Origin of the sequence: Leptolyngbya sp. NIES-2104 (genome assembly GCF_001485215.1) — a bacterium.
GTDB lineage: Bacteria > Cyanobacteriota > Cyanobacteriia > Leptolyngbyales > Leptolyngbyaceae > Leptolyngbya.
The window spans coordinates 1,154,304-1,172,670 of the sequence record NZ_BBWW01000001.1; the positions used below are offsets into that span (position 1 = coordinate 1,154,304).

Below are 18,367 nucleotides of genomic sequence, written 5' to 3' on the forward strand. Positions count from 1 at the left end.
TCAGTTTACAAAATTGAAAGAGTTGTGTGATTTGCGGGGGAATTTGTGCGATCGCGGTGTATCAATAAGACAAGTCCCCCTCACCGCTTGAATTCTCATGGTTTTTGATCCCGGCTTGATTGTAACCACAGAAGTTCTCAAGAAACTGACCACGCTCGTTCTTGACACCGCTTGGAAACAGGGCGGTCACGCGATCGATAAACAGAAACAGCAGAAGATCGAAAGCGCCGTCCGAGAATATGTCCAAACGTATGAAAAGCGCCATTGCAGCTTGAAATATGATTGCTTGCGAATGGATAATTCGCTGACGTTAGAAGAAATTTACACCGATGTACAGGTTTTGAATACTCGCGAGAGTCGCCGTTTTGAATCGCCTGAAGCGTTGAAAGAACTGTTTCTAGGGACGGGGCGAGGATTTGCCTTCGAGAAAACGACTCGTGAAGAAGGCATCGCAGTGGCGAACCTTGAACCTCGGTTGATGGTGTTGGGAAGTCCGGGAATTGGGAAATCGACGTTTTTGAGGAAAGTGGGACTAGAAGCGCTGAAGTGGCAAACTGCGAGGTATCGGCATGAATTGATTCCGGTGTTTATCGAGTTGAGGCAATTTGGCGATCGACATTCAGAGATCGAGTCATTGATCGCTGATGAGTTTGAAACGTGCGGATTCCCAGACCCGGAAGGAACGACGCGGAAACTTTTGCTGGCAGGGAAGTTGCTGATTTTGTTGGATGGATTGGATGAAGTACCTACGGCTTATTGTGATCGGGCGATCGAGCAGATTGATCGGTTTGTCGATCGATATGACAAAAATCGCTTTATTGCCTCCTGTCGAATTGCTGCATATAAAGGCGGATTTCCCCGCTTCAAAGATGTGACAATGGCGAACTTTGACGATGAGCAGATGGAAACGTTTGTGCGCCAGTGGTTTAGACGAGAGCCGAAGATAGCTGATCAATATTGGGAATTGCTCAAGAGTTCAGACTACAAAGCGGTAAAAGAATTAGGGCAAACGCCGTTACTGCTAACTTTGCTTTGTGCAGTTTATGACGAATCGCAGAGTTTACCGAAGCAAAGAGCCGCGTTGTATGGTGAGGCGTTGGAAGTTTGGTTAAAGAAATGGGCAGCAGAACGACGAGTGCATCGTGATCCGATCTATCAAGAATTGAACCTTCAGCTAGAACAAGTTCTGCTATCTGAGATTGCTTATCAGAGCTTTGCAGAAGATCAATTGTTTTTCTCAAAGCGAGAACTGACAGAACAAATTCGAGCTTTTCTCGTTAACAATCTCAATGCACCGAAGCATCTCGATGCACAAGCCACGCTGTATGCCATTCAAGTGCAGCAAGGAATCTTAGTTGAACGGGCTAGAGATACTTTCTCGTTTTCGCATCTGACCTTCCAGGAGTATCTGACCGCTCAATATATTGTTGATGAGCAGCAATTAGAAGCGTTAGTTACGAATCATCTAACTGATTTCCGTTGGCGTGAGGTTTTTCTACTAGTCGCAGGCTTACTGAGAAATGCTGATAAGTTGCTGGAGCTTATGGAACGTAAAACACAAGAAATCATCAGTTCGAGTATCAATGTCTGTGGACTAGTAATATGGTCAAACTTAATAACAGCAAACACTGAGAGTGCTTGTAGCCCAATCACCAAGCGTGCTTTGGCAATCTTTCTTGCTTTATCATTCGATAAAACTCTTCAACAAAGCCGCGCTCTTAAATTGGTATCAACGCTGGATAAATCTCAAAGGCTAGAGCAAATCTGCGAACTTACTAATAACTTAGCTCGAAAGTTTATCGAGTATCGTTCTCTAAGTCCAGTTTCAAATACTGATAACTCTATTGAAAACATTCATGAGATTGCTCATGTTTTATTTGGAAAGCTTGAAGAAATAAAAATTTTTGAAACTAAGTTTAGCAGTTCGCATTTTTTCCAACAGCAACCTTTACAAGAAACCCGAATTACTGGCTCTGCTGAAGAACGACCCTTTAAATCTCTTAAAGAGTTTGAAGAAGATGCCAATTTCGTCTTAGACAATTGGTGTATTCAGCTTCGACTACCACCTGAGTGGGCTGACTTAGCTCAATATGATGTTTATCCTTTGCGAGATTACCTCTACGCCAACGAGTTGATGATTCGCTGCAAAGAAGCTGCCTTGCGAGTATCGCCGCAGGTGTGGAACGCGATCGAATCCCGAATGCTAACGATCAGCGATAATGAAACCATATAAAGCGCGATCGAGGAAACCAACATGAACGATCGAGAACAGCTTCTTCAAGAACTGGAACAAGCCCCAGACGAACTCATCGTCGAGATCTTAAACTTTGTGCGATCGACAAAAGCCCAGCAAACTGAACTTCCATCTAACATCACTCCGATTGATGTTGCTGAACTGCAAAAGCAAATTCCTACCACTCCTGAAGCGCGATCGCGCCGTCTTAGAGAATGGGTTGCCAGTCTGCCACAAGACAGCCCAGGACTTCCAGACGAAGCGATGCACCGAGATACTATGTACGACTGATGCCGCAATACCTTCTAGATACCAATATTCTTTTGCGCCTCAGTGATCCGAACGCAGTTCTCAATGCACTTGTTTTAGATACGGTCGATCGCTTAGTTTTGCAAGGTGATTCCTGTGTGATCACCGCTCAAGTCCTAGTTGAGTTTTGGGTAGTTGCAACTCGTCCAGTTTCAGTGAATGGACTCGGCTGGACAACTGAGCAAACTCGCATCAGAATTCAACAACTTCTGACTCAATTCGCTCTCCTACCAGAAACCGAAGCGATCTTTACAACTTGGTTAGACCTCGTAACAACCCATCAAGTGATGGGAAAACGCACTCACGATCTACGTCTCATCGCCGTAATGTTGGTCTACAACATCACACATTTGCTCACGCTGAATCCCCGCGACTTTCCCAATAATATTGGAATCACGATCGTACAGCCTCAAGATCTGTTAATTCCATGAAGCGATCAAATCTCGAATGCTCACTGTGCAAGATTAAAAACGTAATCGTTTCTCCCAATTTCTTATCAAAATCAGATTAGTCGTTAATCAAAGCGCGATCGTCCAGAATGGAAAAAGAGATTCGATTCAGTGAACACGCGATCGCAAAACTACAAATCTTGCAGGAAATGAACATTCCACTCACAATCGAATTCATCGAAGCAATCATTCGATCACCCGATCAGCTTGAAATTGCAGAAGATGACAAACGGATTGCTCAAAAACAACTCGACGATCGCCGAGTTTTGAGAGTGGTTTATCGAGAATTTGCAGCATTCGCCTTCGTTATTACACTTTGTCCAGGAAGGAAATCAAGACATGCAAAAGATTCGCTATAGCCCCGATGTAGATGCTTTGTTAATTCAAGTATCAGATGAACCGATTTCTCACGCTGAAGAGGATGGACAGATGATTTTGCACTATTCAAAACAAGACAAGCTCGTTTTGATTGAGATTCTAGAGGTGCAAAAATTTATCGCAGCCGGAGATGATCCTCAGATGATAATGACCCCTGAGCATTAGACAGATAGAGATCGAATCTCGAATGCTCACCGTGCAAGATTGGCAGGATCGCGATCGTTTCTCCCAATTTCTTGTCAAAATCGGTTAAAGCGCGAATTTATCAATCTTCTAAAATGGCATCGATTTGATCTGCCAATGTTAGTGGATCATACGGTTTTGTAATCACGGCTGCGATCGCAAATTGAGTGAATTGCCGACGATCTGAAGCTTGAGCTTTCGCCGTTAATAAAATCACAGGAATGTTCTGGGTGACTGGGTTAGCTTGAAGTTGTTCAAAGGTTGCTAAGCCATCCATATCTGGCATCATCACATCTAAAAGAACTGCATCGGGTTGCTCGATCGCGGCTTTTTTCAGTCCTTCGGCACTTGAGCCAGCAGTTAGCACTTCCCAACCTCGCGCAATCTCTAAACAAAGCTGCGTCGCTTCCCGAATGTCCGGTTCATCGTCGATAATTAAAATCCGTTTAATCATAGCTATGACTGATTTGAGAAGACTGGAATGGTGAAGTAAAACGCACTCCCTTCACCGAATCGACTTTCAACCCAGATTTTTCCGTCGTGCTGCTCAACGATCTCGCGGCAAATGGTCAGTCCTAATCCAGTTCCACCCTGTTGCCGAGAATTTGAAGCATCGACTTGCTGAAAGCGATCGAAAATCACATCTAGCTTATCTTCAGGAATGCCAATCCCTTGATCTTTGACACAAAACCGCACATAGGCTCCATTTTCCTGATGTCGTCTGCGTTTGCGCTGTGAATCCACAAAATCAGCCGTGAGGGAAACGGTCGATCGAGCCGGAGAAAATTTAATTGCATTGCTCAAAAGATTAGTTAGGGTTTGAATAATGCGATCGGGATCTGCCCAAAGTTGCGCTGCGATCGAGGTCACAGATAAAGTAATTTCCTCACGTTCTGCCATTGCCCGCATTGCATCAGCGGATTGCACCATGAGATCAGCGGCATTACAGCGCCGTTTATCCATTGCAACTTTGCCAAACTTGATGCGCTCAATGTCCAGAATGTCACTAATCAGACGCACTAATCGATTGGTATTTGAATAAGCAATTTCTAGCATTCGCTTGCTTTTATCCGGTCGATCGTCGAGCATTCCAGTCGATAGCAAACCGAGCGTACTCCGAATCGAAGTCAAAGGCGTTCTCAGTTCATGGCTCACAATTGAGACAAATTCATCTTTCATCTGCTCAATCATTTGGCGTTCCGTGATGTCTTTGAAAACGATCACCGCTCCCACAATCCGATCACATTCCCGAATCGGACTACTCACATACTCGATCGGAAACGTGGAACCATCTCGCCGCTGAAACACATCGCCGTTTCGATGTTCGATCGTGCCTTTTCGCAGCGTTGTATGAATCGGACTATCCGCTAATAAATAAGGAATGCCATCGGATTTGGAATGCTTCAAATAAGTGTGCATCCATTGACCCACGAGATCATCAACTTCGTAGCCCAACATCTTTGCAGCCGTGGAATTGACAAAGGTAATTAAGCCTTGAGCATCAATTCCATAGATACCATCCCCGGCTGAATTTAAGATGAGTTCATTTTGATGGCTCAATCGTTCGATCGAAGCTTCCGCCCGCTGGCGCTCCTCAATGATGAACTCTCGTTGTTCAATCTGTCTGACTAGCTCTTCGTTTGTACGTTGCAGCTGCATTGTGCGTTGTAAGACACAGCGCTCTAAGTTGGAATTAAGCGTAGCAAGTTCGACTTCTGCTTTTTTGCGGCGTTTCACATCGCGTTTGAGATGAGCATTGAGCGATCGCACTCTTTGATACAATCCCCGCTGATGAATCGCCAACGCAAATACATGACTCAAGGTATGAGCAAGTTCGCGATCGAAGACTGTCCAAGGCTGTGATTGATTGCTTCTAAGTTCTTTCCAGGTTTCAAACGATAGCCTGGGTAACCGTTGCCGGGGGTCGCCCTGATCTAGCTTTCCTGCCCAAATTCGTTCAATGTCGATCGCGCATCGAAACACACTCAGATACCCTAATGTTTGCTGACGATACTGAATCGGAATCACGAGCAGGCTCCGCAGATTCGCGCTGATCAATGCTGTTGATAGTTCTGCTGGCATTTCAGAGCGATCCACCTGATTAATCAGCCACACGCCTTCACTTTTGGGTTCAAGTTCTAGCCAGGTTTGCCAGAGTGGATGTTGCTCCAACAGAGTTGGAAAAGCAGATCGATCGAAGCCATTCTGTAAACTAGAAAGAACAGGTTGTTGTCCTTCTACAAAAAATTGAGACGCTTGATGGACTCCTTGTGGAAAGATATAAAGCCGCCCTCCAACCCCTTGAAAAGCTTGAATTACTTGCTCTAATGCTTGCTGAAGCTGCATCTCAGGCAGTGCATGAAGCAAAGATGTGATTTGATTAATCGTAGCTTCTTGAGCCGCATAGCGACGAGTTTCTTGAAGAATATTAGCTTGAACGATCGCAATCGAAACCTGATCCGAGATCAACTGCATAATCTGTAGTTCTGTCTGTGTAAACCGACGCGGTTCACAATGATGAGAAACGAGCAAGCCCCATAGCTCTTCTTGTGCAATGATAGGAACGACTAACGACGATCGAACTCCCAGTGCGGTGAGATATTCAATATGACAAGGATCAGCCACTCGAAAGCGTAATTCTTCCTCGATCGTCGCCCCATCGCTTTGTTCAAGGAGCGGACTGACCCCGATTTCCTGAGTCAGCACATCGACAATCGATCGCTGTCGCACTCTTAAAAAGAGTTCTCTTGCTTCGGGTGGAATATCTTCTGCGGGAAACCAATGATTGAGCAAAGACGGTAATCGCTGATGATTAATCGCTTCTGCCACGACTTCACCGCTTCCGTCTGTGTCAAACCGATAGATTTTGACGCGATCAGTTTGCAGAAAAGCCCGGACTTCAGCAACCGTTGCGTTTAGAATGATCGGGAGTTCTAACGAATGGCGAATTCGATTGATCATGCGGTGCAACAGCACTGCAAAGGCGGTTTGTTGGGCTTCTGAGAGGTGTGGAGTGGAGGAGTTAGAAAACATAAGCGCACTAGGAGTTTAGGGCAGTAAGGAATTGGACAAGGCGCGATCGCTCTAACTGATTGAGAATGTATTGAACTAATCCAGAAGCCGCGATCGATTGATCTAACAAACGATTTGCGTTCACTGAGAAAGCTTTTTCCAGCATCTCAAGATTGTGGTGAATACTAAAAAGAACAATCAGAATCTGATTCCAATGTGGGGCACTGCGAATCACTCCCTCGACAAATGTTGCAATACATCGCCAGACTGCTTCTCCGCTTGTGGCAATGTCGATCGCATCGTTTTTAACTGTTTCTAACGTCTGCACAGTACAATCATCTTTCACACGCAGAATTCTCATACGATGAACTCCTTCTGCTGATTGCAACAGCACACTAAAAATCAAACGGCTCATACCGGATTGATCTGTCGTATTAACAGATTGATTCGGCATCAGACGCGCACCACTTAACGAGCATTATCTATAAAATTATGAGCTTATGTCACATCCATTTATAGAAGTTTGTATTTTTAGATATTTCTTGATGATTAATGAGTCAACACTCTCATAAGTAAGATATGGCGAAACGCGATCGATCTATTCTACAAAACGTTAGCGATCGCGCAACATTTCTACCTTGAGTTCCCCAAATTTCGGACTCCACCAGCCTTTCTCAGTTTGAAAATAAACAACATCCTTATGTTTCGTCTCTCGTCGTGCTTTGGCATCAGAGCAGCGTAATAGCAGTTTCGTTTGACCGTCTTTTTGATAAGAATATTGCTCTAGAAGCTTCTGACAAACAGGACAAGGCACTTCGGTTAATTTTGACGCAGTTTGAGCTGCTGATTTTGCTTGTGGTATCTCCCATCGCTTGCTGTACTCTGACCAAAACAGTACAACATCTGTACATTCTTCGACACACTTGAGAAAGTACTTCTTTTTGAGTTTGGCACTCTTGATTTTTGCGAGGGGTTTCTGACAGTTTGGGCAGCGAGTTTTAGAGCGTTCTACAGGCTTTTCAGAACGAGGGGTAGGGCTGAGATATTGCGGTAGAACTCGTTCGGCTTGGAGTAATGCAGGCTGAAAGTAAGCTGCATTCCAATTCGTGAGATAGTGTTGCCAGTTTTGCTCACCTTCTGCGATCGCATCTAACGACCCTTCCATCTGGGCTGTAAATTCCGATCGCACTAAGTCCGGTAACGCATCAGAGAGAAAGCGATCGACTTCTAACCCTAAAGCGGTCGGTTGCAGTACGCTTTTAAGAACTTCCACATACTGCCGATCTTTCAAGGTTTGAATCGTTGGAGCATAAGTGCTCGGTCGCCCAATGCCTTGCCGCTCCATCACTTGCACTAATTTTGGTTCACTATATCTAGGGGGCGGCTGAGTTTGCTTTTGTTCGTGTGCGGCTTGAGTGAGCGTTAGCGGCTGATTGACTTGAACGATCGGGAGTTCTACATCCGTACTCAGATTGTTCCAATACTTGCTGTAGCCTGCGAATTCGATAACTTGCCCTTTTGCTTGCCAATTGATGTTGCCCGATCGCGTTAGAATTCGGGTCTGTCTCACTTTTGCAGGCTGGCATTGAGACGCGATCGCACGTTTCCAAATCAACACATACAATGCAAATTCATCACTGGATAGTTCAAGCTTTAATTGCGCTGATGCACGAGTGATATCAGTGGGACGAATCGCTTCGTGTGCTTCTTGAGAGCCTTTGACTTTACGATGATGCGTAACTTTTTGCGGCACATTGTCTGGATCGTGTTCGATTAACCATTGTCGCGCTGCCGATCGATACTCTGGACTGAGTTCAATGCTATCGGTTCGCATGTAGGTAATATGTCCTGCCTCATACAAGGACTGTGCGACCTGCATTGTTTTTTCTGGGCTGAACTTAAGGCGTGATCCTGCGGCTTGTTGCAAGGTTGAAGTTACAAACGGAGGGGGCGGAGTGCGATTGATTGTTTTTCCCTCGATCGACAAAACTCGATGGGGAAATGCCTGAGCTTGTTGAACGAGTCGATCGGCTTCAGTCTCACTCAAAACGCGAGTCGATTCGGGAGCTGTCCGCTCTCCGTTTGGCGTTGCATCATCAGCGGGTGTGGCATCTGTTTCAGTGGTTTCTGAACCATGATAAAAAGCTCGAAAGCCTTCTGCATAGTCCACGAAAACACTCCAATAGTCCTGAGGAACAAAAGCTTCGATTTGACGTTCTCGATCACACAAAATATGCAGCGTTGCACTTTGGACACGCCCCATTGATTTTGCTCCGTTTTGCAACTTCCAGAGCAAGGGGGAACCTTTGTAGCCGACCAACTTATCAAGTACAGTGCGGCACAATCCAGCATCCACTAAATTTTGATTGATTGTTCTAGGATTGGCGATCGCTCGTTTTACCGCAGCAGGCGTAATCTCGCTATAAACTACGCGCTGAGGTTGTCTCAGGTTTAAGGCTTGTTGTAAATGCCATGCGATCGTTTCCCCTTCTCGATCGTCATCGGTGGCTAGAAAAACAGTTTTGACTTTCTGAACAGCGGATTTGAGTTGAGCGATCGTTTCTTTACCGCGACTGCCTCTGGGAACAAATCGACACTGAACTTTTCCCGATTCAAGCTCAAACCCTAATGAATCGATACCATCATTCGCTAATTCTCGAACATGTCCCATACTGGCTTTTACGAGCCAATCTGAACCCAAAATCTGACTCAGTTTTTTTACTTTGCCGGGACTTTCGACAATTAGCAGCTTTGTAGGCATAGTTCAAAGGAGTACGATCGCTCATTATAGAACATATGATCCTATTCTATTTCTTTTCCCGCAAATGTAAAAATGATTTGCTCTCTGTTTCAAGGTTGAAATAATCGTCGATTTTCAGCGGTATCACTATCATATTTTATTGTTCTAGTTTAATAAAACGCCCTTCTTGGAAAACTTTTTGGAATTACATGATGTCTACCAATCCGTTGTTGTATCAGGTCAACACTCGCGTCTGGATACAATTGCTCTCGAATCAATTGAACCGTCCCGCAACGTTAGATGATATTCCAGATACCGTTTTAGATGAATGGGTCAGCTTAGGGTTCGATTGGGTTTATTTTCTAGGCGTTTGGCAGATGGGAGAGGCGGGACGAAGGGTTTCTCTGTCTAATCCAGAGTGGGTCGAGGAGCATCGACGATCGTTAGTAGACTTGTGTGATGACGATGTGTGTGGATCGTGTTTTGCGATTAAGAATTATGTCGTGAGCGATCGCATGGGTGGGAATGCAGCGGCAGCAAGATTGCGCGATCGACTCCACGATCGAGGACTCAAACTGATGCTCGATTTTGTCCCAAATCATATGGCTCCTGACCATCCGTGGGTGCAGATGTATCCTGATTATTTTGTTCACGGAACTGAGGAGTTACTGGTACAACAGCCGCAAAACTACTGTCGAGTTGCTGGAGAAATCTTAGCTTACGGGCGCGATCCTTACTTTGCGGGATGGTGTGACACGCTCCAACTAAACTATGGAAACCCTGCACCTCAAGCGGCAATGATGGGCGAATTGCTGAATGTCGCTCAGTTGTGTGATGGAGTGCGGTGCGACATGGCGATGCTGGTTTTGCCCGAAATTTTCCGCAATACTTGGGGGATTGAAGTCGAGCCGTTTTGGGAAACTGCGATCGAGAAAGTGCAACATCAGCATCCGGGATTTGTGTTCATGGCAGAAGTGTATTGGGATATGGAATGGACACTGCAACAACTCGGATTCGATTACACGTATGACAAGCGATTGTACGATCGATTACTCGAACAACAGGCTGAACCTGTTCGCCAGCATTTTTTAGCAGATCTGAACTATCAGAATCGGTCTACTCGATTTTTAGAAAATCACGATGAACCTCGTGCGGCGAATGCGTTCCCCTTGGAAGTTCATCGAGCGGCTGCGATCGTGACCTTTCTCTGTCCGGGTCTACGGTTTCTACACCAGGGACAGCTAGAAGGGTTTAAACATAAAATTTCGGTACATGTTCAGCGGGGTCCTGTTGAAGCGATCGCTGAAGAACCCAATCGCTTTTACCGCCAGCTACTCGCTTGTTTGCAGTCTCCCGTTTTGCGATCGGGTCGTTGGCAACTTCTGAACTGTACTGCTGCTTGGGAAGGTAACTCAACCTGGAGAGATTTTATTAGCTTTGGCTGGGAAGATGATGAACAGAATCGAGTCTTGGTCATCGTTAACTATGCATCTCATGCGAGTCAGTGTTATGTCACGCTACCTTATTCTGATTTAGCAGGTCAGACCTATCTACTTAAGGACTTTATGAGTTTAACAATCTATGAGCGTCCTGGTGATAGTTTAGTCTCTGGTCTTTATTTTGATATGCCTGCATGGAGCTACCATGTGTTTGAACTTTGTCCGAACACAGGTAGTACTCAGCAGGCTTAGAAAGAGCATCAATTAACTAAGCTATTCAGAGCGATCGTAGGCTTGAGATTTTGAAGTGCTTGGTTCACTTCATGCAAAAATCGAGCTTGTCGATCGCGATACCATTGCTGAGATTCTTCTAGATCTTCGATCGAACAATTCATTCCAACAGCAGCGATCAACTGTTGAGCAAATTGCTGGGGCTGATCCGCGATCGAGACCGTTCGAGGTGGATTCGCAATCCCTCTGAGTGCAGTCGAGGTGCCGACAATATGCGAACCCGATGCGATCGCGTCTAAAGTTTTGATCTGAATGCCGCCGCCGCTCAAGGTTGGAATCGCCATGACTCGCGCCTGCATCATAAAGACTTTCGAGTCTTCGACAAATCCGCGATAGTGAATGTTCGGATAGCTTTCAGTGATCCAATCGGCTCCACGACCTGCAACATGCACGCTCAAAGAAGGCGGCAATAGTGGATAAACCGTTTCCAAAAACCAGCGCAATCCCTCTTCGTTCGGTTTCCAAGACCAGCTTCCAATAATGCCAATATCAAACGCTTTCGGAATCGGTTCAGCTTGAAGATTTGCAAAACTTGATGGTAAGCTTAATGTCCTCGCATTCGTAAATTGAGCAAAATAGTTCGTATCATGCTGCGTTAATGTCCAAACTTCTTGAGCAGCAGAAGCAACCCTTGCTTCTAGTCGTTTGATGAGCTTTGCTTCACGGCGATAAACCCATTTTGCCAGCCGATTTTGCGATCGCTCATAGTGTTGCCGATAGATCTCATGCTCTAAATTGTGAGCAATCAAAGCAATTTTAGGATGCTTAACTACATCGAGTAACCATCCAATCTGAGCATGATCAATCACGATCGCATCATACGATTGTGTGTTCAACAAAGACTGCACTCGCTTGATATAGTCGCTAGAAATATACTTTGCTGATGAATAAGGCAAGCGTTTAATCACACTGAACGCAAACCAGCCGAGCGCTTTGAGTTTGGCTTGCTTTGTTTCGACCGAGCGTTCAGACACTAACACCTCATGCGGTGCGATGTGTAATTCACCATCTTCTTTTCGCCCATAGCCGAGCACCGTCACGTCACAGCCATTATGCTGAAGTGCTTCGATAATGTTTTGGGAAGCAACTTCACTGCCGTGCAGCTTTCGAGCAGGCAGAACCGTTGTAAGAACTAGAACTTTCATTGTATTGATCAATCGAGTTATGAACCTTTGAGGTTTACAGCAGAAAGAGTCGGCGCTAATGAGGGCGCGGAAGAATTACCATCGTTTAAGCGATCGTCAATTTTCTGACGGCGATACTGAATCGCGATCGAAGTGGCAAACGCAACATACAAACTCCACAATGCGCTCCCAGTCCCGACGCTCAAACTATCCGCAAAACTGAGCAGCGAAGTCAGGACTAAAGTTTGAAGTACCCAGAAGATCTCGACAGTCTTCTGCCGCAGCATCAAGTAAGTTGCTCTGAAGAATACGGTGACCAAGCTAATCAAGTAGAGTGCTAGTCCCACAATTCCTAGCTGCAAGAATAAATCTATATAGCCATTGTGAGCATTAAAACGAATTCCTAATCGGTAAGTATCATATGCCCAGGTTTGAGTCAAGATTTGATGCGCCGCGCTCGAAGTCCAAAAAGCGGCATAGCCATGACCGAACCAAAAATGCTCCATTCCTTTGTAAAGCATCATGGTCCAAATCGGTAGCCGTCCGTTGAATTCGAGGTTCTTACCAAGTACATCGACAACAATGAATCGCAGGTTCACAAAAATGAGAAGTCCGACCATCAAGCTGACAATCAAAATGAGGGCAACACTGACGACGCGAGTTTTGTAGTACTGCTTCACAATGCCGAGAAAAGGAAGTAGACACAGCGTAATTAAGAGGGAAGCGAGTGCAGTCCGACCTCGACTAAGCAGCAAGAGTGTAAATGCGATCGCACAAAGTCCCCACAGCAATCCACGCCAGCGCGGACGACTCAAGCCCAGTAGCATCAGGGTCAAGACTGCAAATGCCATGTTCGACGCAAACAAGTTCTTGAACCCAAAAATTCCTTTCCAAACTCCCACAGATTCCCCAGTCGTCTCAATCCCATAAGCTGGCAGTGCTATCCCCACCATCAAGCTCAAAATCACACTGATCGCTAAGATTCGAGCCAACATCATCATCTGACCGGATAGCCCAAAGCGCACCGCGAGATAAACGCCGAAAATTCCGGCTCTGAGAAAGGCTTTTGGCTCATCTGCTGTAAATTCAGGTGCAACCGACCAAAGAATCGAGACCACCGACATCACATGCAAAAGTAACAGAGGAATATCTCTGGTCATTCCAAACAGGAGTTGCCGCCAACAGCCGGAGATCAAAATCAGAACGAAAAGCAGCGGGTAACTCAGCGCATTCGCGATTCTAACTCCGACCGGAGGAAGAGCAACACCGAGAAAATAGATGAGATAGAGTCCCACCAACCACGGCTCTAGTTTCAGGGCTAAAAGGTGTAAATCTCTGAGTTTCAAGGCTTTGTCTCCTGTTCTTCTGTCAGTCTTTTGCGATCGTCTCCGGGCTATCGTCGGTTTCGGGCTTGTCGGACTTCTTCAAACAGCGATCGATATCGATGGGCTTGTCGGGCGTAGGTGAATTCTTGTTCAACTTTTTCCCGACTGCGTGAACTGAGTTGCTGGTGCCGATCCGGGTTCTCGATCGTCCAAGCAATCCCAGTCGCTAAGTCATCAATCCAGTACGGTTGCGCGAGATATCCGGTCTTCTGATGCTCGATCAAATCGGGCATTCCACCAATCTCAAACGCGACACAGGGTGTTCCACAAGCCATCGCTTCCATAATGGTGTTGGCGAGATTCTCCTGCATTGATGGCAAGATGAACACATCCGCAGCCGAGTAGAGCAGTGACAGCGATAAATCGTCGCGAAACGATCCCATATAGTGAACGTTCATCCCGAATTCTGGAGGGTTTTCAGGTCGATCGGCTCCGAATACCACCAGCTCTAATTTGTCACCCCATCCCGACTGAGCCAAACTTTGTAGAGCAGGCTGCAACAGATGAAATCCTTTGCGCGGGTCACTCGTGCCTGCGGTCGCTCCAAACAACGCTAAATGTTTATCTTGGGGCAACCCTAGAGCTTCACGGGCAAAAGTTGGATTGATCGGACGATAGCGCGTAGTATCAATTCCATTCGGAATCACCTCAATTCGCAAATCTCGAAATAAAGAACTCGATCGAGCAGAGTCCGCTAACCATTGACTCAATGCGACGATCGTTAAATCCGCAGATTTCCAAGCTTTAACTTTTCGCTGCCAAATCGATCGAGATAAATCCTGGGCTTTTTGACTTTGAAGCTGGGGGCAATTTCCGCAAGATTTCATGTAGCGATCGCACTGATTCGTATAGTGACAACCACCCGTAAACGCCCACATATCATGCAGCGACCACACGATCGGGCGATTGAGTTTCGCGATCGACTCAATCCGAACAAACGCATCATTAACCCAATGTAAGTTAACGACATCTGGATTCAATTGCTTAACCTGAGATGCAAAATGCTCTGGCAACCATTGAACTGAAAACGTCGCCTCTTGCCGATTCTTGTAGCGTTTCAGCGGCAACGCATCAAAGGTCAGTCTAGCTCTAGCAAGTCCCTGTGAAACTTGAGTTTTTGGAGCAATCACCGAACGATCACCGCTCGTTTTGGACTGCACCAACATCTGAGACGAAACACCGCTCGATCGCAATCCTTGATGCAATCGGTAAGCGGCGCGTGCTGCACCACCATCAATATCGTGACTACTGGCAATTAAAACGTTCATTGCGCCTCCAAGAGTGTTGCAATGTCCTGGTTCAATAGCCCTTTTGAATTTTGTAGCGCGATCGTCTTGAGCTTGCTCAAGGGACTCATCACTAGATTTTTTGATGCAACTCGCTGCGTCTCCATATCTACCCTATTCAAGTCAATCTGTGTTCGAGAAGCCTTAATACGCGCCTGTTTTTTGCAGTACGACTCGAATCGTTTGCAAAATAATTTTCAAATCCAGCCAAAGCGACCAATCCTTGATGTAGACCATGTCCAGCCGCAGAACATCCTCAAAGTTATCAATGTTCGATCGACCTGAAACCTGCCACATTCCCGTAATTCCAGGTAAAACTGCATGGCGAATATAGTCATGCTCTGAAAACTTCTCCACATCTCGCAGGGGAAGGGGTCGCGGACCAACAAAGCTCATTTCGCCGACCAGAATGTTGAACACTTGTGGGAGTTCATCTAAGCTGTAGCGCCGTAAGAACTTTCCGACACGAGTAATGCGCGGATCATCTTTCATCTTGAACAGCACCCCATCCCGATTCTCGTTCTTGCTTTCTAGCTCTTTTTGCAGTTCAGCCGCATTCACAACCATCGTACGGAACTTCCAGACTTTGAACGGGCGGTTCTGTAAGCCGATTCGAGTCTGACGGAAAAAGATCGGTCCTGGAGAATCCAGCCGAATCAAAACTGCAATGATGGTGTAAAGCGGAAATGTTAGCAATAGAAATGCAACAGAGGCAATAAAGTCAAAACATCGCTTAACCTGAAATTCGATACCTGAAATCGTGGGAGGTGCAAAGGTCGCCGTATACAATTCCGGCATCTGCCAGATCTGCGACTCCTGAACCGGATTCGAGATTAGAACACAGATGTGCAGTGTAATTCCCGCATTCCGAAGGTCCCAATAAATCAGCATGAGTTCCCTTGCAGGCAACTGAGTACAGAGGAAGACTTCACAAACTCCTAACTGCTTTAGTCGCCGAACTGTCGAAGCGCGATACTCATCGCTCAATTGCTGCGGCTCATTCCAGCCGCTCACCGTGTAGTGATGCCTCCGTCCCAGAACAGGTACAACGCGCTTAGCTTGATCAGGTTGACAAAAGATAAAGATCGGGTGCCGAACGACTCCCACTTGGCGCACACTCTGAATCGACCAGTGCATCATAAATCGGCTGGCGATCGTCAGCACGATGCTCAATCCAGTAAACCAAGCAAACGGAAGCAGTAACCTGGCTTGTGAAGGATTCGGCAGCAGCGTTGTTAGCGCGATCGCACTATGTACCAGCAGTAATGTCGTCATCACCTTGGTCGCGTCTCGCCAGCCTTCTCCTTCTCGATACAGTCCGACCACGCTGAACACGCCGATCGTCAAAAATGCAGTCGGCAAATAGGAAATTACCCGATCCTCGATATGTAGGGACACACTGAGATCGGTGCCACTGACCTGTGCAATTTGCCACGCGGCATACATCAGCGACAGATCTAGCACCAGCAACAAACAGATCCGTATCCAGCCGACAAAACTACCTTGACGGAATTGAAAAGATACCGGGGAGCGAAGATCTCTGGCACGGGACTCTGAAACAGTCGCGGTATGCTTTAGTGATTCGGGGGGAGAAACTTGAAAAGCCATAAGTGTTTGAAACGCACAAAGATAAAACCGATCGGAGTGCCGCATCAACTAAGGTAGGCAGCAGAGTGCGAAGTGAGGCAACCCTAAGATATAGAAAAACGAGATTTCTGCAAGAATCGAAAAAGCTAGAGCGCTTTTGTCAATCCCTACGTGTGTATAATCTCGACACCTATAAACCGGAACGTTGATGGAAATACCCCAGCAAATTCTGGAGGATGTATTCGCTTCTTTAAACGTTCTGATTACGCTGAATCTTAATATGCTGAGCCTAGAAGTCGCAAAGTAGGCTTCATCGTTGCTTTACGTGACTTTACACGCAGAACTACGCAAAAAAAACAAATGTAACAGTGCAAATACGCAGAAAAATACGTGATCCCCCAGATAGATTGCGTTATGTCATCTGGTTACCTCAGCATAGTCAAATGGTCCTGATGCTTATTAATATTGGATTTTCTGAAAATCACTCTAGTTCTCCGTATGAGTATAGGCTCATTGAGAACGCGTAAAAATAATTCAACCAATCTCAGTAAAAATACTGGATGTGTAATTTTATGCGTCTTGAAGTCAGCGTAAAATTCCAAAGAAAGGATTGCAACATCTCAGGGAAACTATTTAGACTCCTGAACATTTAGTGTCACAGCAAGACGAGACCACATGAAAGTATTGATTACTGGCTCTAGTGGCTTGATCGGTTCAGAAGCGGTGGAATACTACGATCGCACTGGACATCAGGTGATTGGAGTAGACAACAACATGAGAGCAACCTTCTTTGGCACCCAGGGTGATACTCTGTGGAACCTAAAGCGGCTGCAAGACGGAACCTCTCAGTTTCTGCATTACAACATCGATATCCGCGATCGAGAAAGCGTGTTTGAGCTATTCCAGGCGCACACTTTCGATTTGATTATTCACTGTGCGGCTCAGCCTTCCCATGATAAAGCCTGTCAGATTCCTTTACTAGATTTTGAAGTCAACGCTCTGGGAACCGTAAATCTACTCGAAGCGACTCGCCAGTTCTGCCCGGAAGCCGTCTTCATTCACATGAGCACCAACAAAGTCTACGGAGACTCACCGAACGAGATCCCACGGGTTGAATTGGAGAAACGGTACGACTACGCAAATCCAGAAGATTTTCATGGAGTTGCTGAAACTTGCAGAATCGATCGCACCTTGCACTCGCTGTTTGGCGCATCGAAGACAGCAGCAGATGTAGTCGCTCAAGAGTACGGTCGCTACTTCGGGATGAAAGTGGGTGTGTTTCGGGGAGGTTGCTTAACCGGACCTTCACATTCTGGAGTCGAGCTTCATGGATTTTTGTCTTATCTGGTGAAAGTTGCACTGACGGGCAGAACTTACAAAGTTTTTGGTTATAAAGGTAAGCAAGTCCGCGACAACATCCATAGCTACGATGTGATTCAAGCGTTTGAAGCATTTCGTCGCAATCCTAGACCTGGTGAAGTCTATAACCTGGGTGGAGGACGCGAAAACAGTGTCTCGATGATGGAAGCCTTCGATTGGGTCGAATCGATCAGCGGTCGCAAGGTGGACTGGGTTTATGTTGAGGAAAACCGCATCGGCGATCACATCTGCTATATCTCTGATTTACGCAAGCTGAAGTCACACTTCCCAGAGTGGAGCATCACTCGCAGTCTGTCAGACATCTTTGAGGAGATGGTGGCAGCAGAGGTCGATCGACTTGCAGTGACCGTATAGACGATTAGGGCGGGTAACAGTTAAACGCAGCATCTACGATGATTTCAATTGAAATCGAGTAAACGCAAATGGATATCTCAGAGAAAACGGCTTGTCTGCTCATCAACAGCGATAAGGGGCTTGCATCCGTTTTGTTCAAGCATCAGGAAGCAATCATCGACTTGAAATGGCACCGTTCTGTTTCACCTTCAGCAGCGAGATCGTCGTTCTTGAAGGT

The 18,367-nt window shown here is 46.1% G+C and carries 15 protein-coding genes; 7 read left to right on the plus strand and 8 right to left on the minus strand.

Going from position 1 to position 18,367, the window contains the following annotated elements; all coding sequences use genetic code 11:
• Window positions 1-97: 97 nt before the first annotated feature.
• The 5 genes from NIES2104_RS05290 to NIES2104_RS05310 all read left to right on the plus strand — a co-directional run bounded on the left by NIES2104_RS05290 (window position 98) and on the right by NIES2104_RS05310 (window position 3,534).
• Window positions 98-2,233: an NACHT domain-containing NTPase gene (locus NIES2104_RS05290; protein ID WP_058996439.1), complete on the plus strand. Its 2,136-nt coding sequence runs from the start codon at window positions 98-100 to the stop codon at window positions 2,231-2,233.
• A gap of 21 nt (window positions 2,234-2,254) precedes the next feature.
• Complete coding sequence (locus tag NIES2104_RS05295; protein ID WP_058996441.1) at window positions 2,255-2,524, plus strand: hypothetical protein; 270 nt, start codon at window positions 2,255-2,257, stop codon at window positions 2,522-2,524.
• The gene (locus NIES2104_RS05300; RefSeq protein ID WP_058996444.1) at window positions 2,524-2,973 is read left to right on the plus strand and encodes a PIN domain-containing protein; all 450 of its coding nucleotides are present in this window, start codon (window positions 2,524-2,526) and stop codon (window positions 2,971-2,973) included. The genes NIES2104_RS05295 and NIES2104_RS05300 overlap by 1 nt, the downstream gene beginning before the upstream one ends.
• A 107-nt stretch (window positions 2,974-3,080) precedes the next feature.
• The gene (locus tag NIES2104_RS05305) at window positions 3,081-3,350 is read left to right on the plus strand and encodes a hypothetical protein (RefSeq protein WP_058996445.1); all 270 of its coding nucleotides are present in this window, start codon (window positions 3,081-3,083) and stop codon (window positions 3,348-3,350) included.
• Window positions 3,331-3,534, plus strand: a complete 204-nt coding sequence (locus NIES2104_RS05310; protein WP_058996447.1) for a DUF2283 domain-containing protein — start codon at window positions 3,331-3,333, stop codon at window positions 3,532-3,534. The genes NIES2104_RS05305 and NIES2104_RS05310 overlap by 20 nt, the downstream gene beginning before the upstream one ends.
• A 100-nt stretch (window positions 3,535-3,634) precedes the next feature.
• Here the strand turns inward: NIES2104_RS05310 and NIES2104_RS05315 are convergent, their stop codons facing one another.
• The 4 genes from NIES2104_RS05315 to topA form a co-directional block, all read right to left on the minus strand.
• Window positions 3,635-4,006 carry a response regulator gene (locus NIES2104_RS05315; RefSeq protein ID WP_058996448.1) on the minus strand — a complete coding sequence of 124 codons (372 nt, stop codon included), beginning with the start codon at window positions 4,004-4,006 and terminating at the stop codon, window positions 3,635-3,637.
• A gap of 2 nt (window positions 4,007-4,008) precedes the next feature.
• Window positions 4,009-6,585: an ATP-binding protein gene (locus NIES2104_RS05320; protein ID WP_058996450.1), complete on the minus strand. Its 2,577-nt coding sequence runs from the start codon at window positions 6,583-6,585 to the stop codon at window positions 4,009-4,011.
• A 7-nt stretch (window positions 6,586-6,592) separates the two neighbouring features.
• Window positions 6,593-7,018: a hypothetical protein gene (locus tag NIES2104_RS05325; protein WP_058996453.1), complete on the minus strand. Its 426-nt coding sequence runs from the start codon at window positions 7,016-7,018 to the stop codon at window positions 6,593-6,595.
• Window positions 7,019-7,177: 159 nt separating this feature from the next.
• Entirely contained in the window at window positions 7,178-9,325 is a 2,148-nt protein-coding gene (topA, locus tag NIES2104_RS05330) for a type I DNA topoisomerase (protein ID WP_058996455.1), read from the minus strand.
• A 188-nt stretch (window positions 9,326-9,513) separates the two neighbouring features.
• On the opposite strand from topA, the gene NIES2104_RS05335 reads away from it, so the two are divergent.
• Window positions 9,514-10,995, plus strand: coding sequence for an alpha-amylase family glycosyl hydrolase (locus tag NIES2104_RS05335; RefSeq protein ID WP_058996456.1), 1,482 nt, complete (start codon window positions 9,514-9,516; stop codon window positions 10,993-10,995).
• An 8-nt stretch (window positions 10,996-11,003) separates the two neighbouring features.
• Here the strand turns inward: NIES2104_RS05335 and NIES2104_RS05340 are convergent, their stop codons facing one another.
• The 4 genes from NIES2104_RS05340 to NIES2104_RS05355 form a co-directional block, all read right to left on the minus strand.
• Window positions 11,004-12,179, minus strand: a complete 1,176-nt coding sequence (locus NIES2104_RS05340) for a glycosyltransferase (RefSeq protein ID WP_058996459.1) — start codon at window positions 12,177-12,179, stop codon at window positions 11,004-11,006.
• A gap of 17 nt (window positions 12,180-12,196) precedes the next feature.
• Window positions 12,197-13,504 carry an O-antigen ligase gene (locus tag NIES2104_RS05345; RefSeq protein ID WP_058996461.1) on the minus strand — a complete coding sequence of 436 codons (1,308 nt, stop codon included), beginning with the start codon at window positions 13,502-13,504 and terminating at the stop codon, window positions 12,197-12,199.
• Between the two features lie 47 nt (window positions 13,505-13,551).
• Complete coding sequence (locus NIES2104_RS05350) at window positions 13,552-14,811, minus strand: glycosyltransferase family 4 protein (protein WP_058996463.1); 1,260 nt, start codon at window positions 14,809-14,811, stop codon at window positions 13,552-13,554.
• A 162-nt stretch (window positions 14,812-14,973) separates the two neighbouring features.
• Window positions 14,974-16,437 carry a sugar transferase gene (locus tag NIES2104_RS05355; RefSeq protein ID WP_058996464.1) on the minus strand — a complete coding sequence of 488 codons (1,464 nt, stop codon included), beginning with the start codon at window positions 16,435-16,437 and terminating at the stop codon, window positions 14,974-14,976.
• Between the two features lie 654 nt (window positions 16,438-17,091).
• Between NIES2104_RS05355 and NIES2104_RS05360 the strand changes: the two genes are divergently transcribed.
• Complete coding sequence (locus NIES2104_RS05360; RefSeq protein WP_058996467.1) at window positions 17,092-18,150, plus strand: NAD-dependent epimerase/dehydratase family protein; 1,059 nt, start codon at window positions 17,092-17,094, stop codon at window positions 18,148-18,150.
• Window positions 18,151-18,367 lie beyond the last annotated feature (217 nt).

What these genes read in the sequence shown, in the direction of transcription:
- NIES2104_RS05355 (WP_058996464.1), bottom strand. Translation starts at nt 16,437, where the DNA reads ATGGCTTTTCAAGTTTCTCCCCCCGAATCACTAAAGCATACCGCGACT.
- NIES2104_RS05295 (WP_058996441.1), top strand. Translation starts at nt 2,255, where the DNA reads ATGAACGATCGAGAACAGCTTCTTCAAGAACTGGAACAAGCCCCAGAC.
- NIES2104_RS05360 (WP_058996467.1), top strand. Translation starts at nt 17,092, where the DNA reads ATGAAAGTATTGATTACTGGCTCTAGTGGCTTGATCGGTTCAGAAGCG.
- NIES2104_RS05300 (WP_058996444.1), top strand. Translation starts at nt 2,524, where the DNA reads ATGCCGCAATACCTTCTAGATACCAATATTCTTTTGCGCCTCAGTGAT.
- topA (WP_058996455.1), bottom strand. Translation starts at nt 9,325, where the DNA reads ATGCCTACAAAGCTGCTAATTGTCGAAAGTCCCGGCAAAGTAAAAAAA.
- NIES2104_RS05290 (WP_058996439.1), top strand. Translation starts at nt 98, where the DNA reads ATGGTTTTTGATCCCGGCTTGATTGTAACCACAGAAGTTCTCAAGAAA.
- NIES2104_RS05350 (WP_058996463.1), bottom strand. Translation starts at nt 14,811, where the DNA reads ATGAACGTTTTAATTGCCAGTAGTCACGATATTGATGGTGGTGCAGCA.
- NIES2104_RS05320 (WP_058996450.1), bottom strand. Translation starts at nt 6,585, where the DNA reads ATGTTTTCTAACTCCTCCACTCCACACCTCTCAGAAGCCCAACAAACC.
- NIES2104_RS05305 (WP_058996445.1), top strand. Translation starts at nt 3,081, where the DNA reads ATGGAAAAAGAGATTCGATTCAGTGAACACGCGATCGCAAAACTACAA.
- NIES2104_RS05315 (WP_058996448.1), bottom strand. Translation starts at nt 4,006, where the DNA reads ATGATTAAACGGATTTTAATTATCGACGATGAACCGGACATTCGGGAA.
- NIES2104_RS05310 (WP_058996447.1), top strand. Translation starts at nt 3,331, where the DNA reads ATGCAAAAGATTCGCTATAGCCCCGATGTAGATGCTTTGTTAATTCAA.
- NIES2104_RS05340 (WP_058996459.1), bottom strand. Translation starts at nt 12,179, where the DNA reads ATGAAAGTTCTAGTTCTTACAACGGTTCTGCCTGCTCGAAAGCTGCAC.
- NIES2104_RS05335 (WP_058996456.1), top strand. Translation starts at nt 9,514, where the DNA reads ATGATGTCTACCAATCCGTTGTTGTATCAGGTCAACACTCGCGTCTGG.
- NIES2104_RS05325 (WP_058996453.1), bottom strand. Translation starts at nt 7,018, where the DNA reads ATGCCGAATCAATCTGTTAATACGACAGATCAATCCGGTATGAGCCGT.